This is a genomic window from Helicobacter sp. MIT 14-3879, assembly GCF_003364125.1.
Genome location: NZ_NXLP01000003.1, coordinates 138858 through 160748, shown reverse-complemented (window position 1 = coordinate 160748; position 21891 = coordinate 138858). Strand labels below are relative to the sequence as shown.

Here is a 21891-nt window from a genome sequence, read left to right as displayed (position 1 = left end):
TTAAAATTCCTTTTTTAGGATTTTTCTTTGCTCTTTAAATCCTAGTTTGTTATAGAAATTGATTGCTCTTAGGTTATTTGTGCTAACAAATAAATCTATTGTGTGGACATTATGCCTTGCTAGTTCTTTTTCTACTATATTTACAAACTCTGTTGCTATTGATGTTAGATTTTGGTCAATATGATGTAAAAATATTGTAGATAAAGATGTTTGGGCAACATTGTGAGATAAAAATATTTTTGTGGTATCATCATATTTAGATAAAGATAAAGTATATTTTTTAGAATCTTTAATAAAAATTTTACTTTTAGCAATATTACTATCTTTAAAGTCTATATTTTTAATCAAGCTCTGCCCCCCCCCATTTTAGAACTAAGAGGTAAAGCATAGTTTTTGCCTTGGAAGCTAGGGTGAATTGATATTTGATTGATATGCCCTCTAATACCCTCAAAATCATTTTTTATAAAATAATGACATATTCCAATTACCCTAGCTTTATGTTTAGCTAACAATAAAAAGCATTGATTTTTATTTAAATAATCTTCTAATTGCTTTATTTTTAGAGATAAAAAATCTTTTGTAATTAATTCTTTTTGAAATGATGCCAAATAGGCTAATTTCACTAAATATTTAATATCTTTTTTATACTTTATAAATTCAAGAGTTGTTGCATTGAAAAACTCTATCATACAGCTACCCTAGAGTTTAATGCAAAAGAATTTAAATTATAAATTAAATTAAAAGGATGAAAACTACTATCTAATAAATTACTTGGATTATTATAGCTTTTAAGAAGGTTTTCTAAATGTCTTCTACCCCCCCCCATAGAGCTATTTTTAGAGATACTAAAATTTAAACTTGCTAAAAATTGTTCTTTTAATACTAATAATTTTTTTGAGCGATTTTTAATCTTAACAGCAGGGATTCCAGCATATATACTAAAAGATTCTGTATTGCTTTTAAGTAAGCTCATAGCTCCTACAACACTACCAACCTCACAAATTACACCCGGTAGTATCACAGCATTAGAACAAATTTGAGTATGTTCTTTTAATAAAACCTTAGCATTAGTTACGTTGCTAAAATCGCTACTAACCATAGGACTTATTAAAGCCTCTCCACTAAAATCATCACTTGAAGCAAAAATAGTAGCCTTTGGTGAAATAGTGCAAAAATCTTCAATAACAATTCCTGTATTTTTAGAAACATTATTTCCTCCATATAAGGCACAAAATGCACCTATATGAATAAATGAGCCAATTTTAATATTACCACTTAAAATGCAAAAATCATCTATCCTAACATTAGAATCTATACTGATATTCTCTATCCCATAAAAACTTGCTTTTTTGCTAATAAAAACATCATTCCCAATATATTTAAAACCTAAGTTTTTAAGCTCAAATTGTGAGTAACAAGCATTCTTAGGTGGTTTATAAATCTTATTTGATTCCTTCATAACAATCCAATAATTTTTAAAATTATAATTGCATTATTATACATAAGCTTTTATAATTTTGTATATAGTTTTAAAGTTTGCTACAATACAAAAAATCTTTAAATAAATTTTAAATAAAGGGCTAATTAAAAAATAAATGAAAGGTTTAATTCTAGCTGGTGGGAGCGGAACGAGGCTATATCCAACAACACAAGTAATAACAAAACAACTTTTGCCAATCTATGATAAGCCATTGATTATGTATCCATTATCAGTATTAATGATAGCTGGAATTAGAGAAATTTTATTAATAGTAACAAAAAGGGATATAGATAGATTTAAACAATTACTAGAAAATGGTAGTTTTTTGGGAATGAAAATAGATTATATAATTCAACAAGAACCAAATGGTCTAGCAGAAGCATTTATTTTAGGAAAAGATTTTATAAAAAACTCTACTTCTTGCTTAATTTTAGGTGATAATATATTTTATGGACAAGGATTTAGAGAAATTTTAAAAGAATGTTCAAGTTTAGATTATAGGGGGGGGGCAGTTACATTTGCATACCCTGTAAAAGACCCAAAAAGATTTGGAGTAGTAGAATTTGACAAAAACTACAATGTCTTAAGTATAGAAGAAAAGCCAACTAAACCAAAAAGCAACTTCGCTCTAACAGGATTATATTTCTACGATAATAATGTCTGCAATATTGCAAAAAATATAAAGCCAAGCAATAGAGGGGAGCTTGAAATAACAGATATAAATTTGGAATATTTAAAAAATAAGCAGTTAAAAACAAAAGTATTAGGAAGAGGATTTACATGGCTTGATGCAGGGACTCCAGAATCTATGCTAGAGGCTTCAAACTTTGTTTCTATCATAGAAAATAAGCAAAATTACAAAATTGCTTGTTTGGAAGAAATAGCATATTATAATGGCTGGATTGATGAAAAAGCCCTAATAAAAAGAATTGATAAAATCAATAAAAGTGAATATGGGCAATACCTAGCAAGTATCATTGAAGATAAGAACATTCATTATAAAAAGAAATTAAAATGAAAAAAGAATATGTTTTAATCACGGGAGGAGCTGGTTTTATAGGCTCTAATTTTATTGAATATTTTATAAAAAAATATCAAAACTACAATATCATTAATCTTGATTTACTAACATACGCAGGTAATTTAGATAACCTAAAAGACATTAGCAAAAACAAAAGATATAAGTTTATAAAAGGTGATATTTGCAACAAAGATTTAGTAGAATTTATCTTTAAAGAATATGGAATAAAAGGTGTAATTCATTTTGCAGCAGAAACTCATGTAGATAATTCTATAAAATTACCAAATATTTTTATCAAAACTAATATAAATGGCACTCATAATCTTCTTGAAGTGGCTAAAAATAATTGGCTAAAAAGTCCATTTAAAATTAAAGAGGGTTATGAAAATGCTAGATTTCATCACATCTCAACTGATGAAGTCTATGGTTCTTTAGGAGAAAAGGGATATTTTACTGAAAGTTCGCCCTATCTACCAAATTCGCCATACTCTGCAAGTAAGGCAGGGAGTAATATGCTAGTTAGGGCATATAACAAAACATTTGGCTTAAATACTATTATTACAAATTGCTCAAATAATTATGGTCCAAAACAACATAATGAAAAACTTATCCCAACTATCATTAGAAATGCCATTTTTAATAAAGAAATTCCCATTTATGGAGATGGACTAAATATAAGAGATTGGTTATATGTAGAGGAGCACTGCAAAGGCATAGATTTAGCCTACCATAATGGAAAAATTGGAGAAACTTATAATATAGGTGGAAATTGTGAAAAAAGAAATATTGATATTGCAAAAATGATTTGTAATATTTTAGATAAAAGACTTCCAAAAAAAACAAGCTATAAAGAACAAATAAGCTTCATAGAAGATAGGTTTGGACACGATAAGAGATATGCACTAAACTCACATAAAATAAAGCAAAATTTAGGATTTAAAGTAGTAAATAATCTAGAATCTAATCTAAACAAAACTATTACATTTTTTATAGATAAATATATGGGGGGGGGGGAAGGCAAGATTTAATAAACTAAGATTTTATCATTTCTCTTTCTTTCTTAAATGCTTTTTAAATTACAAACAAAAACACTTAAAAATTTTTAATCAATTCTTTCAAAATCTTTATAAATCAAATTTACTCACTAAGGCAATATTATGAAAATCAATCAATTTAATTCTAGTGAAAAAATTCTTCACTATACAAATAAAATAGACTATTTTATAAATTCCTATAAAACATTAATAGTAACAGAATTAGATTTAACAAATAAGTGCAATCATCGCTGTCCGGGTTGCTGCGGTAATAATGAAAACAATGCTGAATTAAGCAAAGAACAAGTAGAATATGTGGTAGAAAATCTAAGGGAAATGGATAATAAGGGAGTAATTTTATCTGGTGGTGGAGAACCTACTATAAGCCCTCATTTTGAATATGCTGTGAAGCTCTTAAAGAATGCTGGAATGAATATTGGTCTAAATTCTCATGGAATGAATCTAAATGATGATAAATGCAATTTAATAGCAAACAATCTTGAATACTTTAGAATCTCTCTTGATGCAGGAAGCCCTGAAATGTATTTCAAAATTCACGGAATGAAGCCTCATCACTTCAAACAAACGCTAGATAATATAGAAAAATTTGCAAATATAAAACAAAAATTAAATAGTAAAACAAGCTTTGGCGTTGGATTTCTAACTAGCTCTATTACGCAAGAAGATATGGAAAGCTTTGTAAAGCTAGTCAAAGAAAGAAGGGCTGACTTTGCACAATTTCGCCCCTTTACAGGAGATACACTAGATATAACACCAAAAATAAAGTATCTAAGAGATAAATATGAAGATAGTAATTTTAAAATAACAGCAAGCTATCAAAAATATAATAATATGCAAGAGGAAAAAAGAGGCTATGATAAATGCCACGGAATGTTTTTTAGCACTTGCATAAGTGCTGACTTTAAAGTGTGGGCTTGTTTGCACTTTAGACAAAGTCAAAAACATTTTCTAGGAGATTTAAGAGAACAAAGTCTAAAGGATATATGGCAAAGTGCTAGGATAAGAGAGGTATATAATAACATTGATTGTTCTAAATGCCCTATTTTGTGTCGTAATGATAGCTTTAATAAAACACTTGATAAGTTAAAACTTGATATTACAAATAGTGAATTTTTATAATGAAAGAGTATATTAAAAAAATATTAAAAGATTATCCTACACTCTTTAAAGTAGCAAAGTTTATAAGATGGCTGCCTAAAAACGCTATGCAATATTTAGCAATAAAGTTAGCTAGAATTTTTCATTTTAAAGATGTAATAAGTGCAGATCTAATCCTTAGCATAGGTAATCACTGCCATGCTGCATATTATATGCAAGAGTATAATTTAAGGAAATTTGCCTCCCCTATTGATTGGATGAAATATTATAGTTTAGATTCATTATTAGAGCTTTTTAGAAATGATTTTAATAGCTTTTTTATAAATCATTATGAGGATTTTGAGAAAGCACAAGATAATGGAAAATGTAGGTGGCTAGTAGATAAAAATAATGGAATGATAGCAAGACATCATTTCTTAAAAGAATATCCCCTAGAAAAGCAATTTGAAAACTTTTATAAAAAACAAATGCAAAGATTTAGTAAAATTAAAAATTATCTAAGAAGTGCAAAAAGCATTGCTTTTATCTCGTGTAGAGAAGATAGTATTGAAGATATGAAAAAATTTTTATTAGGATTCTATAAACTTTATAATATAAAACTTACAATAATAAACTTTAGAAATGATAAAAATAATGAATATAAACAAACAATAACAATAAATGAAGACCTTTCAATTATTGAATATTGTTTTGATAATACATATCCACTAAAGAAAAATCAAACTTTACAAGATGTTGGAGAAATATCTTGGATAGGCAATTATAAAAAATGGGGGGGGGTATGAGACTAATCAAGCTAACAAATAAAATCAAATATCCAAAAAAAGAAAATCTAAATGATAGATATTAATAATTTTTAAGGAGTAGATATGAAAATTATCATACCAACACATAAAAAAGACTTACATATTTTGCAATATACAATAAATTCATTATTAAAAAATATGAGTATTAATTGCAACATAAAAATGGGGGGGGGGGTCAGCAAAACAAAAATGATACAAAAAATATTGAAAAATATAGAGAGATAACATACAGTGATATAGTAGTAATAGCCAATAGAGAATTAAAAAATAAAGTAAAGCAAATTAACACTAATATAGAATTTATTAATGAAGATAGTTTAATTGAAAATCTAACCTATAAGCATATAGAATCTATGCTTATAGATTCTAAACCTACGGGCTGGTTTTTTCAGCAATTCCTAAAAATGGCTTATTGTTTCATAAGTTATGATGATTTTTATTTAAGTTGGGATTGTGATAGCTTGCTCATTAAAAAATTACATATTTCTAATGTGTTTTTAAATGCACTACCTATTTACATAAAGCCAAACCACCCATATTACACAACTATCAATAAATTATTAGATATTAAAATAGATAATAATCATCAATTTATGTGTGAATTTATGATATTTAACAAAAATATTATGAGAGATTTATGTAGTAAGTTAAATCCAAAAAATACAAAAGAATTCTACAAGCCAATAATAGATTTAGTAAATATTGATAATAAAATATATAGTTTTTCTGAATTTGAAACATATGCTAATTATGCAATAAATAATTATGACATATATAAATTGTCATACTACCCCGTTTATAGATGTGGAGGAAGATTCTATGATAAGATTCCACCATTAGATGAACCTCTAGTTAAAGACTTTGCAAAAACTTACTATGTATTACAATTTAATCATTGGGATAAAAAAGTTCCATTTGCAAAAATTCTTCATAATAAAACTTTACGAAAAATAATTGGCTTTAAAAATCTAATGAGAATCTATTATTATTCAGGATTATATAAAAAAGATTTTAATCTATTAGCGTTGCAATGATTATGATTTATTTAGTTTAGAGAGTGGATTTTCTTTGTATTGACGATGATTTTTATAATTCTTTAAATAAATTAGAATTAGTAGTATATGAGTAAAAAATGAATACCATTTTACTAAAATTTTATAAATGATACTGCAAAAGTATTAGAAGTAGGGTTGCGACAAGAATGTATTTACTAACTTTATCCATAACAAGAAAGTTATATAGGCTTAACCAAGCAGTGATACAAAAAATTAGCTTTATTTATATGTTTTAGTCTCTAGTGAAACTAGATTTCTTATATGTAAATTAATGTTTTGAGTAAATTAATGTTTTAAACATGCCACATACATCTATCATTTTAGCGATATTTGTATAATTTTAGCAATACTTGGCTGCAAAATATATCTAAAATATTTAATTTAGAGCTTATATAATTGCAACACAAAAGTATGAAAAAAAATATATTGATTTTTATAAAGTTACTATGTGAGCAAAAACCTTTCTTAAAAACTAAACTAATTGATATGGAAAAATTTTAGGAAAATTATTAAAATATAGAATCCTTAGTAAAAAATACTATAAAAATTAAACAAACGCTTATGGAAAAACAATAATGGTGCATATAAATTAGGTAAGATATATGGTTTATTTCTCTAAGCCTTTTTTTAAAAAAAGGCTTAGATTTCAAATATATTTAATTATAAAACGCGGTTTGTTTAATAGGGTTTTAGTTTGGTGTCAAGAGGGAGACTTGAACTCCCGACCTCCGGCTTATGAGACCAGCGCTCTAACCAGCTGAGCTACCTTGACAAAATAAAGCTTGGATTCTATCTTAAGAGTCTAATAAAAGTCAATTAGGACGAAACGCTTTTATTACATCTTCATTTGTTACTAGATAGTCTCCTCCTATTAAATCAAGGCAATATGGTATCGCAGGAAATACAGCATCTAAGCACTCTCTTATACTTTTTGGCTTACCTGGGAGATTAACAATTAAAGTTTTATTGTAGATTCCGGCAGTTTGTCTTGAAAGTATAGCCGTTGGGACATATTTTAAGCTTACGCTTCTCATTAATTCACCAAAACCCGGAAGTATTTTTTGACAAATAGATTCAGTTACTTCAGGAGTTACATCTCTTGTTGAGGGTCCTGTACCTCCTGTAGTTAATATAAGAGAACAAACATTTGATAGATTTATTAAATTATCCCTTATCGTATCAAAATCATCACTTATTACTATGTATTCTGCACTCCATTTTGTAATTAAATAAGAATTTAATGTCTCTATTATTGCTTTCCCACTTAAATCTTCATATATACCTTGAGAAGCTCTATCTGATGCTACTAATACGCCTATTTTTACCATATTTGAGAATCTATCCAATCTAGTATTTCACAATAGTTATTTAGATTAAGTAAAGTTTTACCATTTAAACTTTTATTATTAAAATCAAGAGTAGCAATTGCATTAGCACTATTAATTTCATCTTCACTAAAATTATTTCTTACAACACAAATTTGTTTAAAAGGCATAGTTTTAAATCCTTCAATAAATAAATAATCTAGTCGCTCTTGATAATTAAATAAATCTAGCACTTGATTATTGTTTAACTCACTTTGAAACCTAATTGTAGTTTGTGATGGTGAAATTATAGCTACATTTGCTCCATTTTCAAAAAACTTATAGCTATCTTTACCAATAGTATCAAATACAGCCTTATCTTTTGGATCGTGCTTTATTACTCCAACTTTAAACTTTGGTATTAGTAATTTACACAGCCCTTCTATAAGAGTAGTTTTACCACTATTTGATACGCCACTAAAACTAACTATTTTTGTCATATAGAATACCTGCTCCTTTTATTGCCTTACTTCGCTCTTTGGCATAGATTTTTTTGCCATTTTTAATATCATATTTCCATATTGGTGCATTTGCTTTAAAGTCCTCTATAAATTTTTCATAAAGCTCTAAACTTATTTTTCTATTTTTAGATATTACAGCACACATAAATGATACTTTTCCTACCTCTACATTACCATTTGAATGTGCCATATATATTTTTGCATTATTTTCTTTTGCCTTTTTTAACCATTCACTAAACCATTTTTGAAGTAAAGGTAAATAAATCTCAAAACTAAGTGCAGAAATACCATTTTCACCTCTAACTACTCCAACAAATACACTATAAGCCCCAAAATTACTTATCTTTGCATGTTCTTCCCATATATTAAAGTATTTATTTGCATCTATTGCACCATTAGAAATTTCTAGCATTGTTATTCTTTAGATTATCATCCACCACATACAGGAGGTAGAAGCGATATAGTATCATTATCTTTAAATACAATATTTGATATATCGTTTATAATTTCATCATTTAACGCCACAGCACAAAGTGGAATCCAACTCTTCAATTCATCAATTTTATTTAATTCATCTTTTAATTCCATAAAATTTCTAGATTCTAATTCAATAGAATCTAAGCCTATAGGTCCTAAAAAATTTACTTTTATCATCAATACTCCTTATAAACTTAATAAATTATTTAGCAAAATTATATCTACTAAATCACCTTTTTTATAGCATTTTTGTTCGATTATTACCATAGCACCATTAAAATCATTTATCATATAAGATAATCTATTTCTTTTTAATTCCACCTCATAAAATCCATTTTTAATAAATATATTAGAGATAATAAATTCTAATCTAGTATCTTTTGAATTATCAATATTGTTTAATAATTTTGCCTTATGTGTAGGGATATACGGAGTTATACCAAACATTTTTTGTAAAATTAATCTACCAAATAATATAAAAGATATTACACTTGAGGTGGGATTTCCAGGAAGTGCAAAAATATGTTTATTATTTTTACATTTTATATATGATATCGCTTTTCCAGGCTTAATTTTTACATCATTAAATATACATTCGCCAAAATTATTAATAATTTCTTTTACAAAATCAAAATCTCCCTTACTCATTCCACCTGTGGTAATTAATATATCATTATCTTTCAAAACATTTGAAATAGCATTTTTTGTATTTTCTTTAGAATCTTCTAATATTGGATATAGTCTTGCTTCAGAGCCAAGAGATTGAACTATGGCTTTTAATATATGGTTATTTGAGCTATAAATAAAATTATCACTTTTTGGTGTTTCGCCAATCTCTATTAATTCATCACCGCTACTTAAGATTCCAATCTTTGGTTTATTATACACATCTATCAAAATATTATTGTTTTGAGCCAAGATTCCAATATCAAATGCAGAAATAATGCGATTTTTTTTAAGCAAAACATCTCCTTTTTTATAATTTTGCCCTTTTTTTCTTATATGTTGTCCTTTATTAATAACCTCGTTATCTTTTAAAAATATCTTATTATTTTTTACTTCAACTTGCTCTACAATCGCTATACTATCAGCATTTATGGGCATTTTAGAACCAGTAAAGGTTTTTATACATTTACCATTTTTAATTTCTCTTATATAACTATTCCCAGCTTTATTTATAGAATCTATTTCTAAGCCATCATTTTTTAATAGGTTTAAATCATCATAGCAAAAGGCATATCCATCCATATTTGAAGTATCAAATTTTGGATTATCATCTTTTGCTTTTATGTTGTCATATAAAATTCTACCTACACATTCATTTATAAAAATTCTACTAAAACCTAGTGTATCTATTTTTAGAGATTCTATTAGTTTTAAAGCTTCATTAAAATTTATCATTTCTTAAAATTTCCTTTTGACATAAATAAAGCATTTTATATAAAATCACATTTACAAAACTTTAAAAATACTAGGTAATAAAATGCAAAATATAGATGAAATTTTAAAAAATCATAAACTAAGTCTGCAAGATTATGAAAATATTAAAATCATTTTAAAAAGAGAGCCAAATTTATTAGAAATTGGTATTTTTTCTGCTATGTGGAGTGAGCATTGTAGCTATAAATCAAGCAAAATTTATTTAAGCGGTTTTCCTACATATGCACCTTGGGTAATTCAAGGACCGGGTGAAAATGCAGGAGTAATTGATATAGGTGGTAATTATGCTGCGGTATTCAAAATGGAATCTCATAATCACCCTAGTTTTATTGAGCCGTATGCTGGTGCAGCAACAGGTGTTGGCGGGATATTAAGAGATATTTTTACAATGGGAGCAAGACCTGTTGCAAGTCTAAATTCTATTAGATTTGGAGATATAAGAGATAAAAATCAAGCTAAATTACATAAATATTTACTTCGCCGTGTTGTGGCAGGTATTGGAGATTATGGTAATTGTATGGGGATACCAACTATTGGAGGTGAGAGTAGTTTTGAATCTTGTTACAATGGTAATATCTTAGTAAATGCCTTTAATTTAGGTATTGTAAAAAAACAAAATATATTTTATGCTAAAGCATCAGGAGTAGGAAATTTAATTATTTATGCAGGAAGTAAAACAGGCAGAGATGGTCTTGGTGGGGCTGTAATGAGTAGTGATAGTTTTAATAAAGATTCTGCTTCTCTTCGTCCAACAGTTCAAGTAGGAGATCCATTTAGTGAGAAATTACTTTTAGAGGCATGCTTAGAAGTATTTCAAAAAGATTTAATTGTTGGGATTCAGGATATGGGTGCGGCTGGATTGACTAGTTCATCATTTGAAATGGCAAGTAGAGCAAGTAGTAAAGAGTTAAGAAGTGGAATGATAATGCACTTAGATAAAGTTCCTATGAGAGAAGAGGGAATGAGCCCTTATGAATTAATGTTAAGTGAATCTCAAGAGAGAATGCTAATTTGTGCTAAGAGCGGTAAAGAAAATGAAATTATAGATATATTTAATAAATGGGAAGTTGATGTAGCAGTAATTGGTGAGGTTACACAAAGCGGCAGAATGGAGTTATTTTTTAATAATGAATTAGTCGCAGATATTCCCATAGCACCGCTTAGCGATGCTTCTCCAATTTTACATAGAGAGGTTGAAAAACCTACTTATTTAGAAGAATTACATAGCTTTAATATGCAAAAAAGTAAAAAATCTCAAAATGAAATTTTTAGAGAAATATTAACTTCTTTAGAAGTTTGTGATAAAAGTTTTATTTACAATCAATTTGACAATACTATCTTAAATAACACTATTATAGGTTGCGGTAAGGGCGATGCAAGCGTTATTAGAGTAAGAGAGAATGGTAGTTTTCTTTCATTAAATCTTTATTGTAATCCTAGATATTGTTATTTAAATCCAAAAGAAGGAGCTAAAATAGCAGTGGCAACTGCTGGTAGAAACTGCGTTACTAGAGGGGCTAGACCCCTTAGTATAACAGATTGTCTAAATTTTGGTAATCCAGAAAATCCAAATGTTATGTGGCAATTTAAAGAGGTATGCGAAGGTATAAAAGAAGCTTGTGAGATTTTAAAAACTCCTGTGGTAAGTGGCAATGTTTCTTTATATAATCAAACCAATGATATTGATATTTATCCTACGCCTAGCATTGGAATGGTGGGTATTATAGAAAATTCCATTATATTAGATTCTGCATTTAAGGCTAAAGATAATATCATTGTATTATTAGGAGAATTAAAAGAAGAATTTGGTGGAAGCCTAATGTTAAAGGTTTTAGAAGGCAAAGTTGCAGGCATACCACCTAGTATAAATTTATATAAAGAATTAGCATTATGGAATCTTATATGTGAGAACTCATCATTCATTAAGTCAGCAAAAAGTGTAAAGGAAGGTGGAATAGCCATTAGTCTTGCTAAAATGGCAATTTTAGGGGGATATGGCATTGAAGTGCAAAACAATATTTCAAAAGAAATTATTTTTAGTGAATCTCAAAGCTGTATTTGTATAGAAATAAAAGAAGAAGATTTAAGTATGTTAAATGAGCTTTCAAGTAAATATAATATTCCATATCAAGTGATAGGTAAAGTGGGAACAAAGGGGTCAAATATCAATATAGATTCTATTGCAATTACACAAAGCGAAGCAAAAGATTTATACTTCAACACATTTTATAATATTATGGAATCATAATGAAATTAACACATATTAATAAAGACAATAATCCTACTATGGTGGATGTTTCTACTAAGGATATTACTACTAGAGAGGCTGTTGCAAGTGGTGAAATTAATATGAACAAGGAGGCTTATGAAGCATTTAAAAATAATACCTCTAAAAAAGGTTCTGTAATAGATACAGCAGTCATTGCTGCAATTATGGGGGCTAAGAAAACTAGCGATTTTATACCTATGTGCCATCCAATATTTTTAAGCAAAGTTGATTGTGAAATAAAAAATGATGATGAAAAACTAAAAGTAATATTAATTGTTAAAGTTAAAAGCGAAGGAAAGACAGGCGTAGAAATGGAGGCATTAAGTGGTGTTAGTATAGGTTTGCTTACAATCTATGATATGCTAAAAGCATTAGATAAAACTATGCTTATAACAAATATAGCTTTACTTAGTAAAAGTGGGGGTAAAAGCGGTGATTTCAAGCGTTAAAACTATAAACTAATAGTAAAAAACTATAAATACTAGTTTAGTTATTATTAATAGGGAACTTTTACTACTTATAGTATTAAATATATAAGTTTCATTTAAAATAATATTAAGTATATTTTAATACTACTTATTTTACTATTCCACTTCATCTTTAAATGCTTAACTATGGAGAAAATAAAATGTTATTTAAAAAATATCTAATTATTTTTAGTATTTTTTATGTCTATTTGTCTGCTAATGATATTACGATACAAAAGGAACCAAAACCTCTAAATGAAGTTTTTACTACCATTGGACCGAATGCAGAAATAAAAAATATGCTTGATGTGTATGATAACAATGATGGAGTGCTAGATTTAAAGTCATTACTTGAAAAAGCAAAAGATAATTATACTCTACAAGGAAAAAATATTGCCATTAAAGAGGCAGAAGCTACTAGAGATTCTGTTATTGGTAGTTATATTCCTAGTCTTGATATAGGGTATAGCTTTAATAGCACAAAATCATATATTAATTCGTGGAATAAGGCATTTAATGCTCATCAGGCTCAAGCTAGCGCAAATTGGGTTATTTTTGATGGTGCCTCAAGAGAATTTAGCTTATTATCAAATAATGCCTTGGTGCGTGCAGCAATAGCAGATAAAGGATATAGTCAAGAATCTGTATTTTTACAGGTTATTAGCTATTATTACCAATATTTTTCAATAAAAGGACAAATTATTGCAATGGAGCAAAAGAAGGTAAATATTGCTGCAAATGTTGCCAGAGTTCAAGTCTTGTATGATGCTGGATTAGAACCACTAGATTCATTAGAGGCTCTAAAAGCAGAGCTAAGTTCTACAGAATATCAGCTAGAATCTTTGAGGTTAGATTTTGAGCAAACAAAGCTACAATTATCATTATTTACTAATACAAATATTGATAAATTAAAATTAAATGAAATTAAAAAACCAGAAGAAAAAGAGATACAAAGCTTAAATATTACTATGCAAGAAGAACAAGCCTTAAGTGTTGAATATCAAATAGGAACTCTCACTTATTGGCCAACTATTTCATTGTTTGATACATACTATTGGAATTTTAAAAATAATGCTCTAGATGTTTATGGCACTCAAGAAAGCAGTTTTTCTATGGAACAGCACCCAAGACATCAAAATGTATTTGGTCTTAGTATAACTTGGAATATATTTAGCGGATTTTCTACAAATAGGCAAAAAGAGGCGTTTAAACTAGCTAATTTAAGAATGCAAAAAGATATTGCATATGCAAAAGAGGAGCAAAAAAATAATATAAAGTTTTATAAAAGTTCAATTTTAGCTGCTCTATCTCAAATAGATAGTGCTAAAGCATCATTAAAATCTGCAACAATAGCATTTGACACTGTTGCTCAAAAATATCTATCACAACTTGTTAGTTATAATACTTATTTAGATGCCTTAATTATGAAATATAATGCAGAATCTACTTATATTCAAAGTTTAAATAATTATGAATTACAAAAAGCAAACTATATTTTTTATAGTGGTCAAATGTTATTAGATTATATTAATTAAAAAGGATAATAAATGAAAAAATTTATATTTTTAGTTTTACTTGGTGTTAGTTTGTATGCAGATGAAGTTTATGCAACATTTGTATCAAAAGGCATAAAAGAGGCATCTTTAAGGATTAGTTCTTCAGGTATAGTTGATATGATAAAAGTTGATGTTGGTTCTAAAGTTAAAAAAGGTGATTTATTATTAAAAATACAAAATAACACACAAATAGAAAATGTTAAAATACAACAAGCTCAATCTGATGCAAATGAACAAACTTATATATTTCAAAAGAATCAATTTGAGAGATATGAACAAAGTAAAGCTGTTGTAGATAAAAATACATATGAACAAATTTACTCTAGCTTTAAAAGTGCAGAAAATAACTATAAAATGTCATTAGCTTCACTTCAACTTCAAAAAGAAATATTAAATAATACATATTTAAAGGCTCCATTTGATGGTGTAATTGCAGAAAGAATGATAGAAGTAGGAGATGGTGTTAGTGAAAATGGCACAGATTTATTTAAACTAATTAGTAATGATATTAAATTAATAATTGAGTTTGATTCTAAATATATTGATAAAGTAAAAGTTGGTGATAAATATACTTTTTCAATAGATGGTTCAGAAAAAAAGCGAAGTGTAACTATTACAAAAGTTTATCCAAGCATAGATCCTACAAATAGAAAACTAAAAGCTGAAGCTTTAGTAAAAGATATGGTCTCAGGCGTTTTTGGTGATGGCTATATAACAACTAAATAAGGATTAATCAATGTATAAAATAGCAATATCAAAACCGATATTAACCCTTGTTTTTGGGTTAATGTTGATATTTTTTGGGATATTAGCACTCTTTAGATTCCCAGTAGCTCTTTGGCCAGATATTGACTTTCCTGTGGCTATGGTTATGACAACTTATCCTGGGGCAAATGCTGAGATTGTCGAAACAGAGGTAACTGATAAAATAGAGGAAGCATTAGGAGGTATTGATGGAATGGATAAAATTACATCAATTACCTCTCAAGGTGTATCATTGGTTATTGCTTCATTTAAATTAGAAAAACCAAAAGAAGAGGCTATGAGCGACTTAAGAGATAAAGTTGGTTCTGTTAATTTTGATGACCCAATTATTAGAAACCCTATAATTCAAAAATTTGATAGTTCCTCTTCACCTATCATTAGCGTATTTGTTAGTAGTGATAAAGTTAATGATGCAACTCTTATGAAAGTAGCAAAACAAGTTATTGAACCTAAACTAGAGAGAATTTCTGGTGTGGCAGGGACAAACAAAATAGGTTATAGAAGTAGGACAATTAGAATCTATCCTGATATTTCTTTAATGAATAAATACAACATAACTTATTCTCAATTAGCATCAATAGTAGGAGAAGAAAATGTTGAAATTAGTGGTGGTAAAATAAGAACAGATAAAAAAGAGTGGGTTGTAACAACTGATGCAATTGCAAAGAGTGTTGATGACTTAAAACAGATTAGAATTACTAATAATGTAAAACTCGGTGATATAGCAGAAGTAGTAGATTATATTAGTGAGGATACTACCTATGCCTCTGTTAATGGAAAGAATGGTGTTGTTTTTGAAGTGCAAAAAATTGCTGGTAAAAATGATATTGAGATAGCACAGGCAGTTCGTGATATATTACCAAGCTTAAGAGAGCAATTAAAAGATTTCGATATTGAAATTTTGAGTGATACTACTACTTATATACAGCATTCAATTGATGAAGTAAAATTTGACCTATTACTTGGGGCAATACTTGCAACCTCAATAGTATTTTTGTTCTTAAGAAGCTTTACTATGACTATTGTTGCGGCAATAAGTCTTCCAATTTCTATTATTGGGACATTTGCATTTGTTCAAGCTATGGGACAGAGTTTAAATATGTTAGTTATGTTAGCCTTAACGCTTGCTATTGGTATTATTATAGATGATGCTATTGTTGTTATCGAAAATATACATAAAAAGCTAGAAAAAGGTATGCCACGATTAGAAGCAGCATATGAAGGTGTAAAAGAGATTGGATTTGCTATTATTGCAATTTCTGCTATGCTTTTATCAGTTTTTGTGCCTATCGCCTCAATGGGAGAGATGATAGGAAGAATTCTTCAATCATTTGCATTAACCGTTACTGCGGCAATTATAATCTCTTACTTTGTTGTTATCACTGTTATACCTATGGTTAGCTCTCTTGTAGTTAGCACAAAAGTTAGTAGGTTTTACACTATTACAGAGCCATTTTTTAGAGGACTAGATAATATTTATGTAAAAATGGTTAAATTAGTTATTAGATTTAAATTTATCACATTACTTCTTGTGCTTATATTTTTTATACTTTCTTTATTGTTGGTTTCAAGAGTTGGATTTAATTTTATGACTCCAGAAGATACAGGAGAATTTAATATATTTGTAGAGACAAGTCCCGGTATTACATTAGATTATATGAAAGAAAAAATGTCTAAAATTTATGATGTTGTTATAGAAGATAAAGCTATTGATTCAGCTAGTGTTCAGATTGGTTATAACTCTCTCCAAAATGCGTATCGTTCTAAAATTTATGTTCATTTAGTTGATCAAAAAGACAGGAAAGGTAGAGGTCAATTTGCAATTATGGCAGATTTAAGAGCTAAACTAAAACAACAATTTAAAGACTTTACTATTGCAATTTCTGAAATTTCTACCCTTGGTGGTGGTAATAATGCTCCATTGCAAGTTATTATAAAAGGAGATGCTCAAGAAAATGTTACAAAATCTGCAAATAATTTAGTATCACTATTAAAACAAACAAAAGGTATTACAGATGTTAGAACAGATACACCAGATTATGCCCCAGAATATAGGATTAGTATATTAAGACAAAACGCAAATAGAAATAATATAAGTTCTCAAGCAATTGGTGCAGCTGTTAGCTCTGCATTTTCAGGTGAGAGTAAAATCTCTTATTATAGAGAAAATTCTAAAGAATATGATATAGTCCTAAGAGTTCCAGATAAAGATAGAAAAACACTAGAAGATTTGAAATACTTACAGATTCCAAATGCAGATGGAAAGATGATTTTTGTAGATGGCTTAATTGATATAAAAGAGACTTCTTTACCTGCTTCAATTAAGAGATATGACAGGGAAAGAAGTATAACAATTTATGGAAATATAGACCAAAAACAAAGTGATTTAAATAAAATTTTAAAAGAGATAGAGCTTAAAAAGAATGAATGGTTAGTAAATGGGACAAATTATACTCTCGATGGTCAGGCAAAATACGCTACAGACACATTAATACAAATTGGTATAGCAATAGCAACAGCATTTATACTAATATATTTAATCTTAGCAGCCTTATATGAGTCTTTAGTGCAGCCAATAATTATTATGATAACTCTTCCATTATCTTTTTCTGGGGCTTTTATAGGTCTATGGGTTACAGGCAATAGTCTCTCTATGTTTGGTTTAATTGGGCTTATGGTATTAATGGGAGTTGTTGGAAAAAATGCTACACTTATTGTAGATATGGCAAATGAATTTAGGGCAAAGGGCAAAGATATTAATGAGGCTATTATCTTAGCTGGAGAATCTAGATTAAGACCTATACTTATGACAGTTTTTGCAATGGTATTTGGTATGATTCCTCTAGCTATATCTAGTGGTGCGGGTTCTGCTATGAAGTTTCCAATAGGGATTTCAATGATAGGAGGATTGATTGTTTCTATGTTCCTAAGCTTGCTTGCTGTGCCTGCATTTTATAAAATTATGGCTCCTGTTGATGATGTAGTTAGAAAAATTTATGCTAAGAATCTAAAATTTAAGTAATAAATTTTGGATTACTGTAAAACTAGTGATGGTAGCTTTAGTCTCTATAATAGAGAATATAAAGATTACTACCATAGTTTAAAAGATGGTGCAATTTTAGAGAGCTTATATAAACATATAATTCCTACTTTTAATCTACAAAATATAAAAGAAGGGCTAAATATATTAGATATTTGTTTTGGATTGGGTTATAACTCATTTTTTAGCCTACTTTATGCAAAAAGATATAATTTTAGTATTAATATTTATTCTGTTGAAAAAGATATTGCTTTATTACAAAAGTTAAAATATTTTAAATACCCAAAAATCTTACAAAATAACTTTTCTCTGCCTTTATTATTAGAATCTAAAATATTTTATTTTTCAGATTCTACTCTTAGGATATTTATAGGTGATGCTTTATCATATATAAAGAAACTAAAATTAGATTCTTTTGATATTATTTATCAAGATGCTTTTAGCCCTAGTAAAAATGATGAACTTTGGAGCAACGATTATTTTAAAACATTATTTTTATTATTAAAAGATAATGGAGTAATTAGCACTTATACTTCTAGTAAAAAAATTAGAAATATTTGTATGAATTGTGGCTTTAATGTATATGATATGCGATGTGGAACTCTAAAAAATGGCACAATCCTTTCAAAACAAAATTTAAAATCTGATAAAATAGATTGCATCAGTCTCTATAAAATTACATAATAATTATTTTTTATTTATAGTTATTTTATATGTATCATTTATAGAGTTTAAGACTTGTTCTATTTCTGCAATCTTTTTTGTAGATGCCTCATCGCTTAGTATATTAAAAAATATTAATTTATTATTTTTTCGTTTTACATTTAAAATTATATTTTTTAATTTATCATTTAATAACTCATAAGATAAGTTCATAAAACTCTTAAAAATTCCTTTATTATTAAGCATATTTTTTGTAAAGCTATTTGATAGCTCTGTAATAATATTAGACAATAAAAGATTGTAATTATTAAAATGTTTATTATAAAAATCATTTATGTTATTTGCATTTACTTCTATATTTAAACTATCCAAGCTATATTCATAAAAACTAGGCGTATTAGTATTAAACCACTCTTTTAATAAAAATATTATATTTTTATTTCTAAATAGATTATCACGCAATAAAATATCAAAATTAATATCTATATTAAATTTATTAAAGTCTAAATAAAGGTGTCGATTAAGCATTATATATCCTAGAGCAGAATCTTCTTTTTTTAAATTTATATGATATATTAACCTTTCTGGTATAAACACAAAATATGGATTTTGTGTTATATTATGTGATATTTTATCTATACTTGCTTCTACTCCTATTTGCTTAAATGAAAGGTTTATAATAGATAATCTTACATTCTCTAATATTATTTTAGATTTTTTAGATTCTATTTCTATATTTTTTATATTACAGCTATGTTTTATAAACCCAATGCAAGCGACATCAGAATGTGTTATATTTAATAAATACTCTTTAAGCTCATCTTTTAAAGCATCAATATAATTAATTATTGCCTTAATTTCTAATCTTTTTATATACTCATTTGCTATAAATAAAAACAATGCAGATGTTAGTAAAATAAATATTATGCTAAAAATTATTTTTTTCATTCAAAAGTCTCTAGTTTTTAATAATGATAGCAAAGATAGGTTTAAAGTTCCTAGTTAGCAAATTTTATTTGCTAACTAAATTTATATTATTTATTTATTGTAGAATCTACTTTTGTATGCAAATAAGGCTTAATATCTTTATCAAGCTCTAGTAAGTCTTTAGGTGGGTTACCATTTACTTTTTTATCTTTATAATATCTATCCCCAGCCTTATGTCCATTTAAATCAACTTTATATTTAATTTCACCTGGGTTAAATTTCTGTATTTCTTCAAATGTAGCTTCACTTGGTTTATACTCAATACCATACTTTGTCGCTATTGTGGCTAATTTTGCTTGTCCTAGTCTTGCCATTTCAACAGCTTGAACTAGCATTCTGCTAGCTTCTCTTGGATTATGAAATCCTGTAGAATTTTCCGCACCAACAAAATCTCCTCTCATTTGACCTTTTCTATGTAATTCCATAGGCTCTTTTAAAACTTCATTGATTTGTTCTTCACTTTTACCTTGTTTTATTAGAGCCTCTCTAATTTTTTTAATATCCCAAATTAAGCTAACAGTAGCGTATTCTGCACTTCTTAAATCAAACGCAATAGATTTTTGAATATCTGCGACTTGATATCTAATTTTTTCTTCGCTTTGATTGTGGCAAGTTTTACAAGAGCTATTTATGTCAAATAAAGGCGATGTGATATTGTGTTGAGTTACTTTTTTAGCACCTTTTCTTATATAAGGCATATGACAATCTGCACAGCTAACATTATTTGCAGCATGCACACTGCCGCTATATAGCTCATATTCTGGATGTTGAATCTTTATCATAGGGGCTTTTGTGTCTTTATGAATCCAATCTGCTTTAAATGCTTTTCCTGCATCTAAATTTCTTATTTTTTCATAATGCTCATCAAACATTTCAATTCTAAATGGTTTGTCTTTTTCCCAAGCACTCCAAGGGAATATTAATTCTATTCCATCTGCTTGAATTTCTACTGCTTTGTTTCCATTTCTCCAAGAATCAAATTCATCATAAGTTTTTTGAGTGCCATCAAACCATTTTTTAGACGAATCATTAGCAATGCTTTCACCTATAACTTTCACTTTATTTCCTGTTGGTTTAAAATAATATTCAACATGACATTGAGCACAGACTAAGGTTCTCATTTCATTTCTTTCTGCTTTTATACCTTGAATAGGATCTTTTTCATAACCTCTCATAACTAATGAATTAATTAGTGCTTGTCTTGTTATTCTAAGGCTCATATCTGCTGGATTATGACAATCAGCGCATGTTACCCCCATTCTTTTACCTCCGTGAGCACCACTATGTGCTTCAGAATTTTCTTTTATCCCATTTACAGCGGGGATATTTTTAATCATAGTCCAATATTTTGTTGAATTAAATGCTACCCAATCACCCTTTGCTACATTTTTATATAACCAAGGAGACCAACCACTATGGCAATTCATACAAGCAGTTGGTTGTCCTCCAAATGCTTTAAAGCCATGTGCATTTAAAAAATCTTTATTATTTCTTGCAGTCTCCATTTGATCTACTTGAATCCAAAAATGTCCTCTTTCTTCGTTTGCATCAATACTAAATGGATATCCAGCCCAAAGTATAGTAAGTTGAGGGTATCTTATTAACTTACTATAAGCTTGATTTCCTCCAAAATTTGTATTTTTTGGCTGTTCTTTTTCAACAGTTAAATACATATCAAGATACTCTGGATAGTTTTTACCCCAAAAATCAAAAGTTGGATTATCATCACTTAATTCTACAACACTTTTTGGTGATAAAGCCATTTCTTCAGCTTTCTTAGAGCTTATATTTACAACCAACATTACTATAACAATGCCTATAACTATCGCAAAGATAAGCACAATGGGTAATATTAATGATTTTTTCATATCTTGTCCTCCCTAAATA

The 21891-nt window shown here is 28.0% G+C and carries 22 protein-coding genes and 1 tRNA gene; 12 read left to right on the top strand and 11 right to left on the bottom strand.

Going from position 1 to position 21891, the window contains the following annotated elements; all coding sequences use genetic code 11:
- Genes CQA44_RS03470 through CQA44_RS03460 form a run of 3 tightly spaced genes read right to left on the bottom strand, consistent with a single transcriptional unit; the run spans position 1 to position 1459 of the window.
- The gene (locus CQA44_RS03470; RefSeq protein WP_115545892.1) at positions 1-348 is read right to left on the bottom strand and encodes an N-acetyltransferase; all 348 of its coding nucleotides are present in this window, start codon (positions 346-348) and stop codon (positions 1-3) included.
- The gene (locus CQA44_RS03465) at positions 345-689 is read right to left on the bottom strand and encodes a GNAT family N-acetyltransferase (protein WP_115545891.1); all 345 of its coding nucleotides are present in this window, start codon (positions 687-689) and stop codon (positions 345-347) included. The genes CQA44_RS03470 and CQA44_RS03465 overlap by 4 nt, the downstream gene beginning before the upstream one ends.
- Entirely contained in the window at positions 686-1459 is a 774-nt protein-coding gene (locus CQA44_RS03460) for an acyltransferase (protein WP_115545890.1), read from the bottom strand. The genes CQA44_RS03465 and CQA44_RS03460 overlap by 4 nt, the downstream gene beginning before the upstream one ends.
- A 136-nt stretch (positions 1460-1595) precedes the next feature.
- Here CQA44_RS03460 and rfbA point away from each other — a divergent pair, with 136 nt between their 5' ends.
- From rfbA to CQA44_RS03435, 6 genes are all read left to right on the top strand, one after another.
- Positions 1596-2498, top strand: a complete 903-nt coding sequence (gene rfbA, locus CQA44_RS03455; RefSeq protein ID WP_115545889.1) for a glucose-1-phosphate thymidylyltransferase RfbA — start codon at positions 1596-1598, stop codon at positions 2496-2498.
- The gene (rfbB, locus tag CQA44_RS03450; protein ID WP_115545888.1) at positions 2495-3529 is read left to right on the top strand and encodes a dTDP-glucose 4,6-dehydratase; all 1035 of its coding nucleotides are present in this window, start codon (positions 2495-2497) and stop codon (positions 3527-3529) included. The genes rfbA and rfbB overlap by 4 nt, the downstream gene beginning before the upstream one ends.
- A gap of 129 nt (positions 3530-3658) precedes the next feature.
- Positions 3659-4675: a radical SAM protein gene (locus CQA44_RS03445; protein ID WP_115545887.1), complete on the top strand. Its 1017-nt coding sequence runs from the start codon at positions 3659-3661 to the stop codon at positions 4673-4675.
- Complete coding sequence (locus CQA44_RS03440; protein ID WP_115545886.1) at positions 4675-5439, top strand: DUF1796 family putative cysteine peptidase; 765 nt, start codon at positions 4675-4677, stop codon at positions 5437-5439. The genes CQA44_RS03445 and CQA44_RS03440 overlap by 1 nt, the downstream gene beginning before the upstream one ends.
- An 84-nt stretch (positions 5440-5523) precedes the next feature.
- Positions 5524-5685, top strand: a complete 162-nt coding sequence (locus CQA44_RS12475; RefSeq protein ID WP_181881764.1) for a hypothetical protein — start codon at positions 5524-5526, stop codon at positions 5683-5685.
- Positions 5610-6494 (top strand): DUF6492 family protein, encoded by an 885-nt coding sequence (locus CQA44_RS03435; protein WP_115545885.1) that lies wholly within the window; start codon positions 5610-5612, stop codon positions 6492-6494. Before CQA44_RS12475 ends, CQA44_RS03435 begins: the two co-directional genes overlap by 76 nt.
- A 716-nt stretch (positions 6495-7210) precedes the next feature.
- On the opposite strand, the gene CQA44_RS03430 is transcribed toward CQA44_RS03435, so the two are convergent.
- From CQA44_RS03430 to CQA44_RS03405, 6 genes are all read right to left on the bottom strand, one after another.
- Positions 7211-7287, bottom strand: a tRNA-Met gene (locus CQA44_RS03430).
- 40 nt (positions 7288-7327) lie between these two features.
- The gene (gene mog / locus CQA44_RS03425) at positions 7328-7843 is read right to left on the bottom strand and encodes a molybdopterin adenylyltransferase (RefSeq protein ID WP_115545884.1); all 516 of its coding nucleotides are present in this window, start codon (positions 7841-7843) and stop codon (positions 7328-7330) included.
- Positions 7837-8319 carry a molybdopterin-guanine dinucleotide biosynthesis protein B gene (gene mobB / locus CQA44_RS03420; RefSeq protein WP_115545883.1) on the bottom strand — a complete coding sequence of 161 codons (483 nt, stop codon included), beginning with the start codon at positions 8317-8319 and terminating at the stop codon, positions 7837-7839. Before mobB ends, mog begins: the two co-directional genes overlap by 7 nt.
- Entirely contained in the window at positions 8303-8752 is a 450-nt protein-coding gene (locus CQA44_RS03415; RefSeq protein WP_115545882.1) for a molybdenum cofactor biosynthesis protein MoaE, read from the bottom strand. Before CQA44_RS03415 ends, mobB begins: the two co-directional genes overlap by 17 nt.
- Before the next feature lie 17 nt (positions 8753-8769).
- The gene (locus tag CQA44_RS03410; protein WP_115545881.1) at positions 8770-8994 is read right to left on the bottom strand and encodes a MoaD/ThiS family protein; all 225 of its coding nucleotides are present in this window, start codon (positions 8992-8994) and stop codon (positions 8770-8772) included.
- A gap of 9 nt (positions 8995-9003) precedes the next feature.
- Entirely contained in the window at positions 9004-10218 is a 1215-nt protein-coding gene (locus CQA44_RS03405) for a molybdopterin molybdotransferase MoeA (protein WP_115545880.1), read from the bottom strand.
- Between the two features lie 82 nt (positions 10219-10300).
- Here CQA44_RS03405 and purL point away from each other — a divergent pair, with 82 nt between their 5' ends.
- The 6 genes from purL (at position 10301) to CQA44_RS03375 (ending at position 19038) form a co-directional block, all read left to right on the top strand.
- A complete protein-coding gene (gene purL, locus CQA44_RS03400; protein WP_115545879.1) occupies positions 10301-12505 on the top strand; it encodes a phosphoribosylformylglycinamidine synthase subunit PurL in 2205 nt (734 codons plus the stop codon).
- Positions 12505-12975, top strand: coding sequence for a cyclic pyranopterin monophosphate synthase MoaC (moaC, locus tag CQA44_RS03395; RefSeq protein WP_115545878.1), 471 nt, complete (start codon positions 12505-12507; stop codon positions 12973-12975). The genes purL and moaC overlap by 1 nt, the downstream gene beginning before the upstream one ends.
- Positions 12976-13154: 179 nt before the next feature.
- Complete coding sequence (locus tag CQA44_RS03390) at positions 13155-14528, top strand: TolC family protein (RefSeq protein WP_181881763.1); 1374 nt, start codon at positions 13155-13157, stop codon at positions 14526-14528.
- A gap of 12 nt (positions 14529-14540) precedes the next feature.
- A complete protein-coding gene (locus tag CQA44_RS03385) occupies positions 14541-15275 on the top strand; it encodes an efflux RND transporter periplasmic adaptor subunit (RefSeq protein ID WP_115545876.1) in 735 nt (244 codons plus the stop codon).
- Positions 15276-15285: 10 nt separating this feature from the next.
- On the top strand, positions 15286-18336 hold the full coding sequence (locus tag CQA44_RS03380; protein WP_115545875.1) for an efflux RND transporter permease subunit: 3051 nt from the start codon (positions 15286-15288) through the stop codon (positions 18334-18336).
- A 6-nt stretch (positions 18337-18342) separates the two neighbouring features.
- On the top strand, positions 18343-19038 hold the full coding sequence (locus tag CQA44_RS03375; protein WP_181881762.1) for a tRNA (5-methylaminomethyl-2-thiouridine)(34)-methyltransferase MnmD: 696 nt from the start codon (positions 18343-18345) through the stop codon (positions 19036-19038).
- Between the two features lie 3 nt (positions 19039-19041).
- On the opposite strand, the gene CQA44_RS03370 is transcribed toward CQA44_RS03375, so the two are convergent.
- Both CQA44_RS03370 and CQA44_RS03365 read right to left on the bottom strand, forming a co-directional pair.
- Entirely contained in the window at positions 19042-19965 is a 924-nt protein-coding gene (locus CQA44_RS03370; protein WP_115545873.1) for a hypothetical protein, read from the bottom strand.
- 86 nt (positions 19966-20051) lie between these two features.
- On the bottom strand, positions 20052-21872 hold the full coding sequence (locus CQA44_RS03365; RefSeq protein ID WP_115545872.1) for an ammonia-forming cytochrome c nitrite reductase subunit c552: 1821 nt from the start codon (positions 21870-21872) through the stop codon (positions 20052-20054).
- Positions 21873-21891 lie beyond the last annotated feature (19 nt).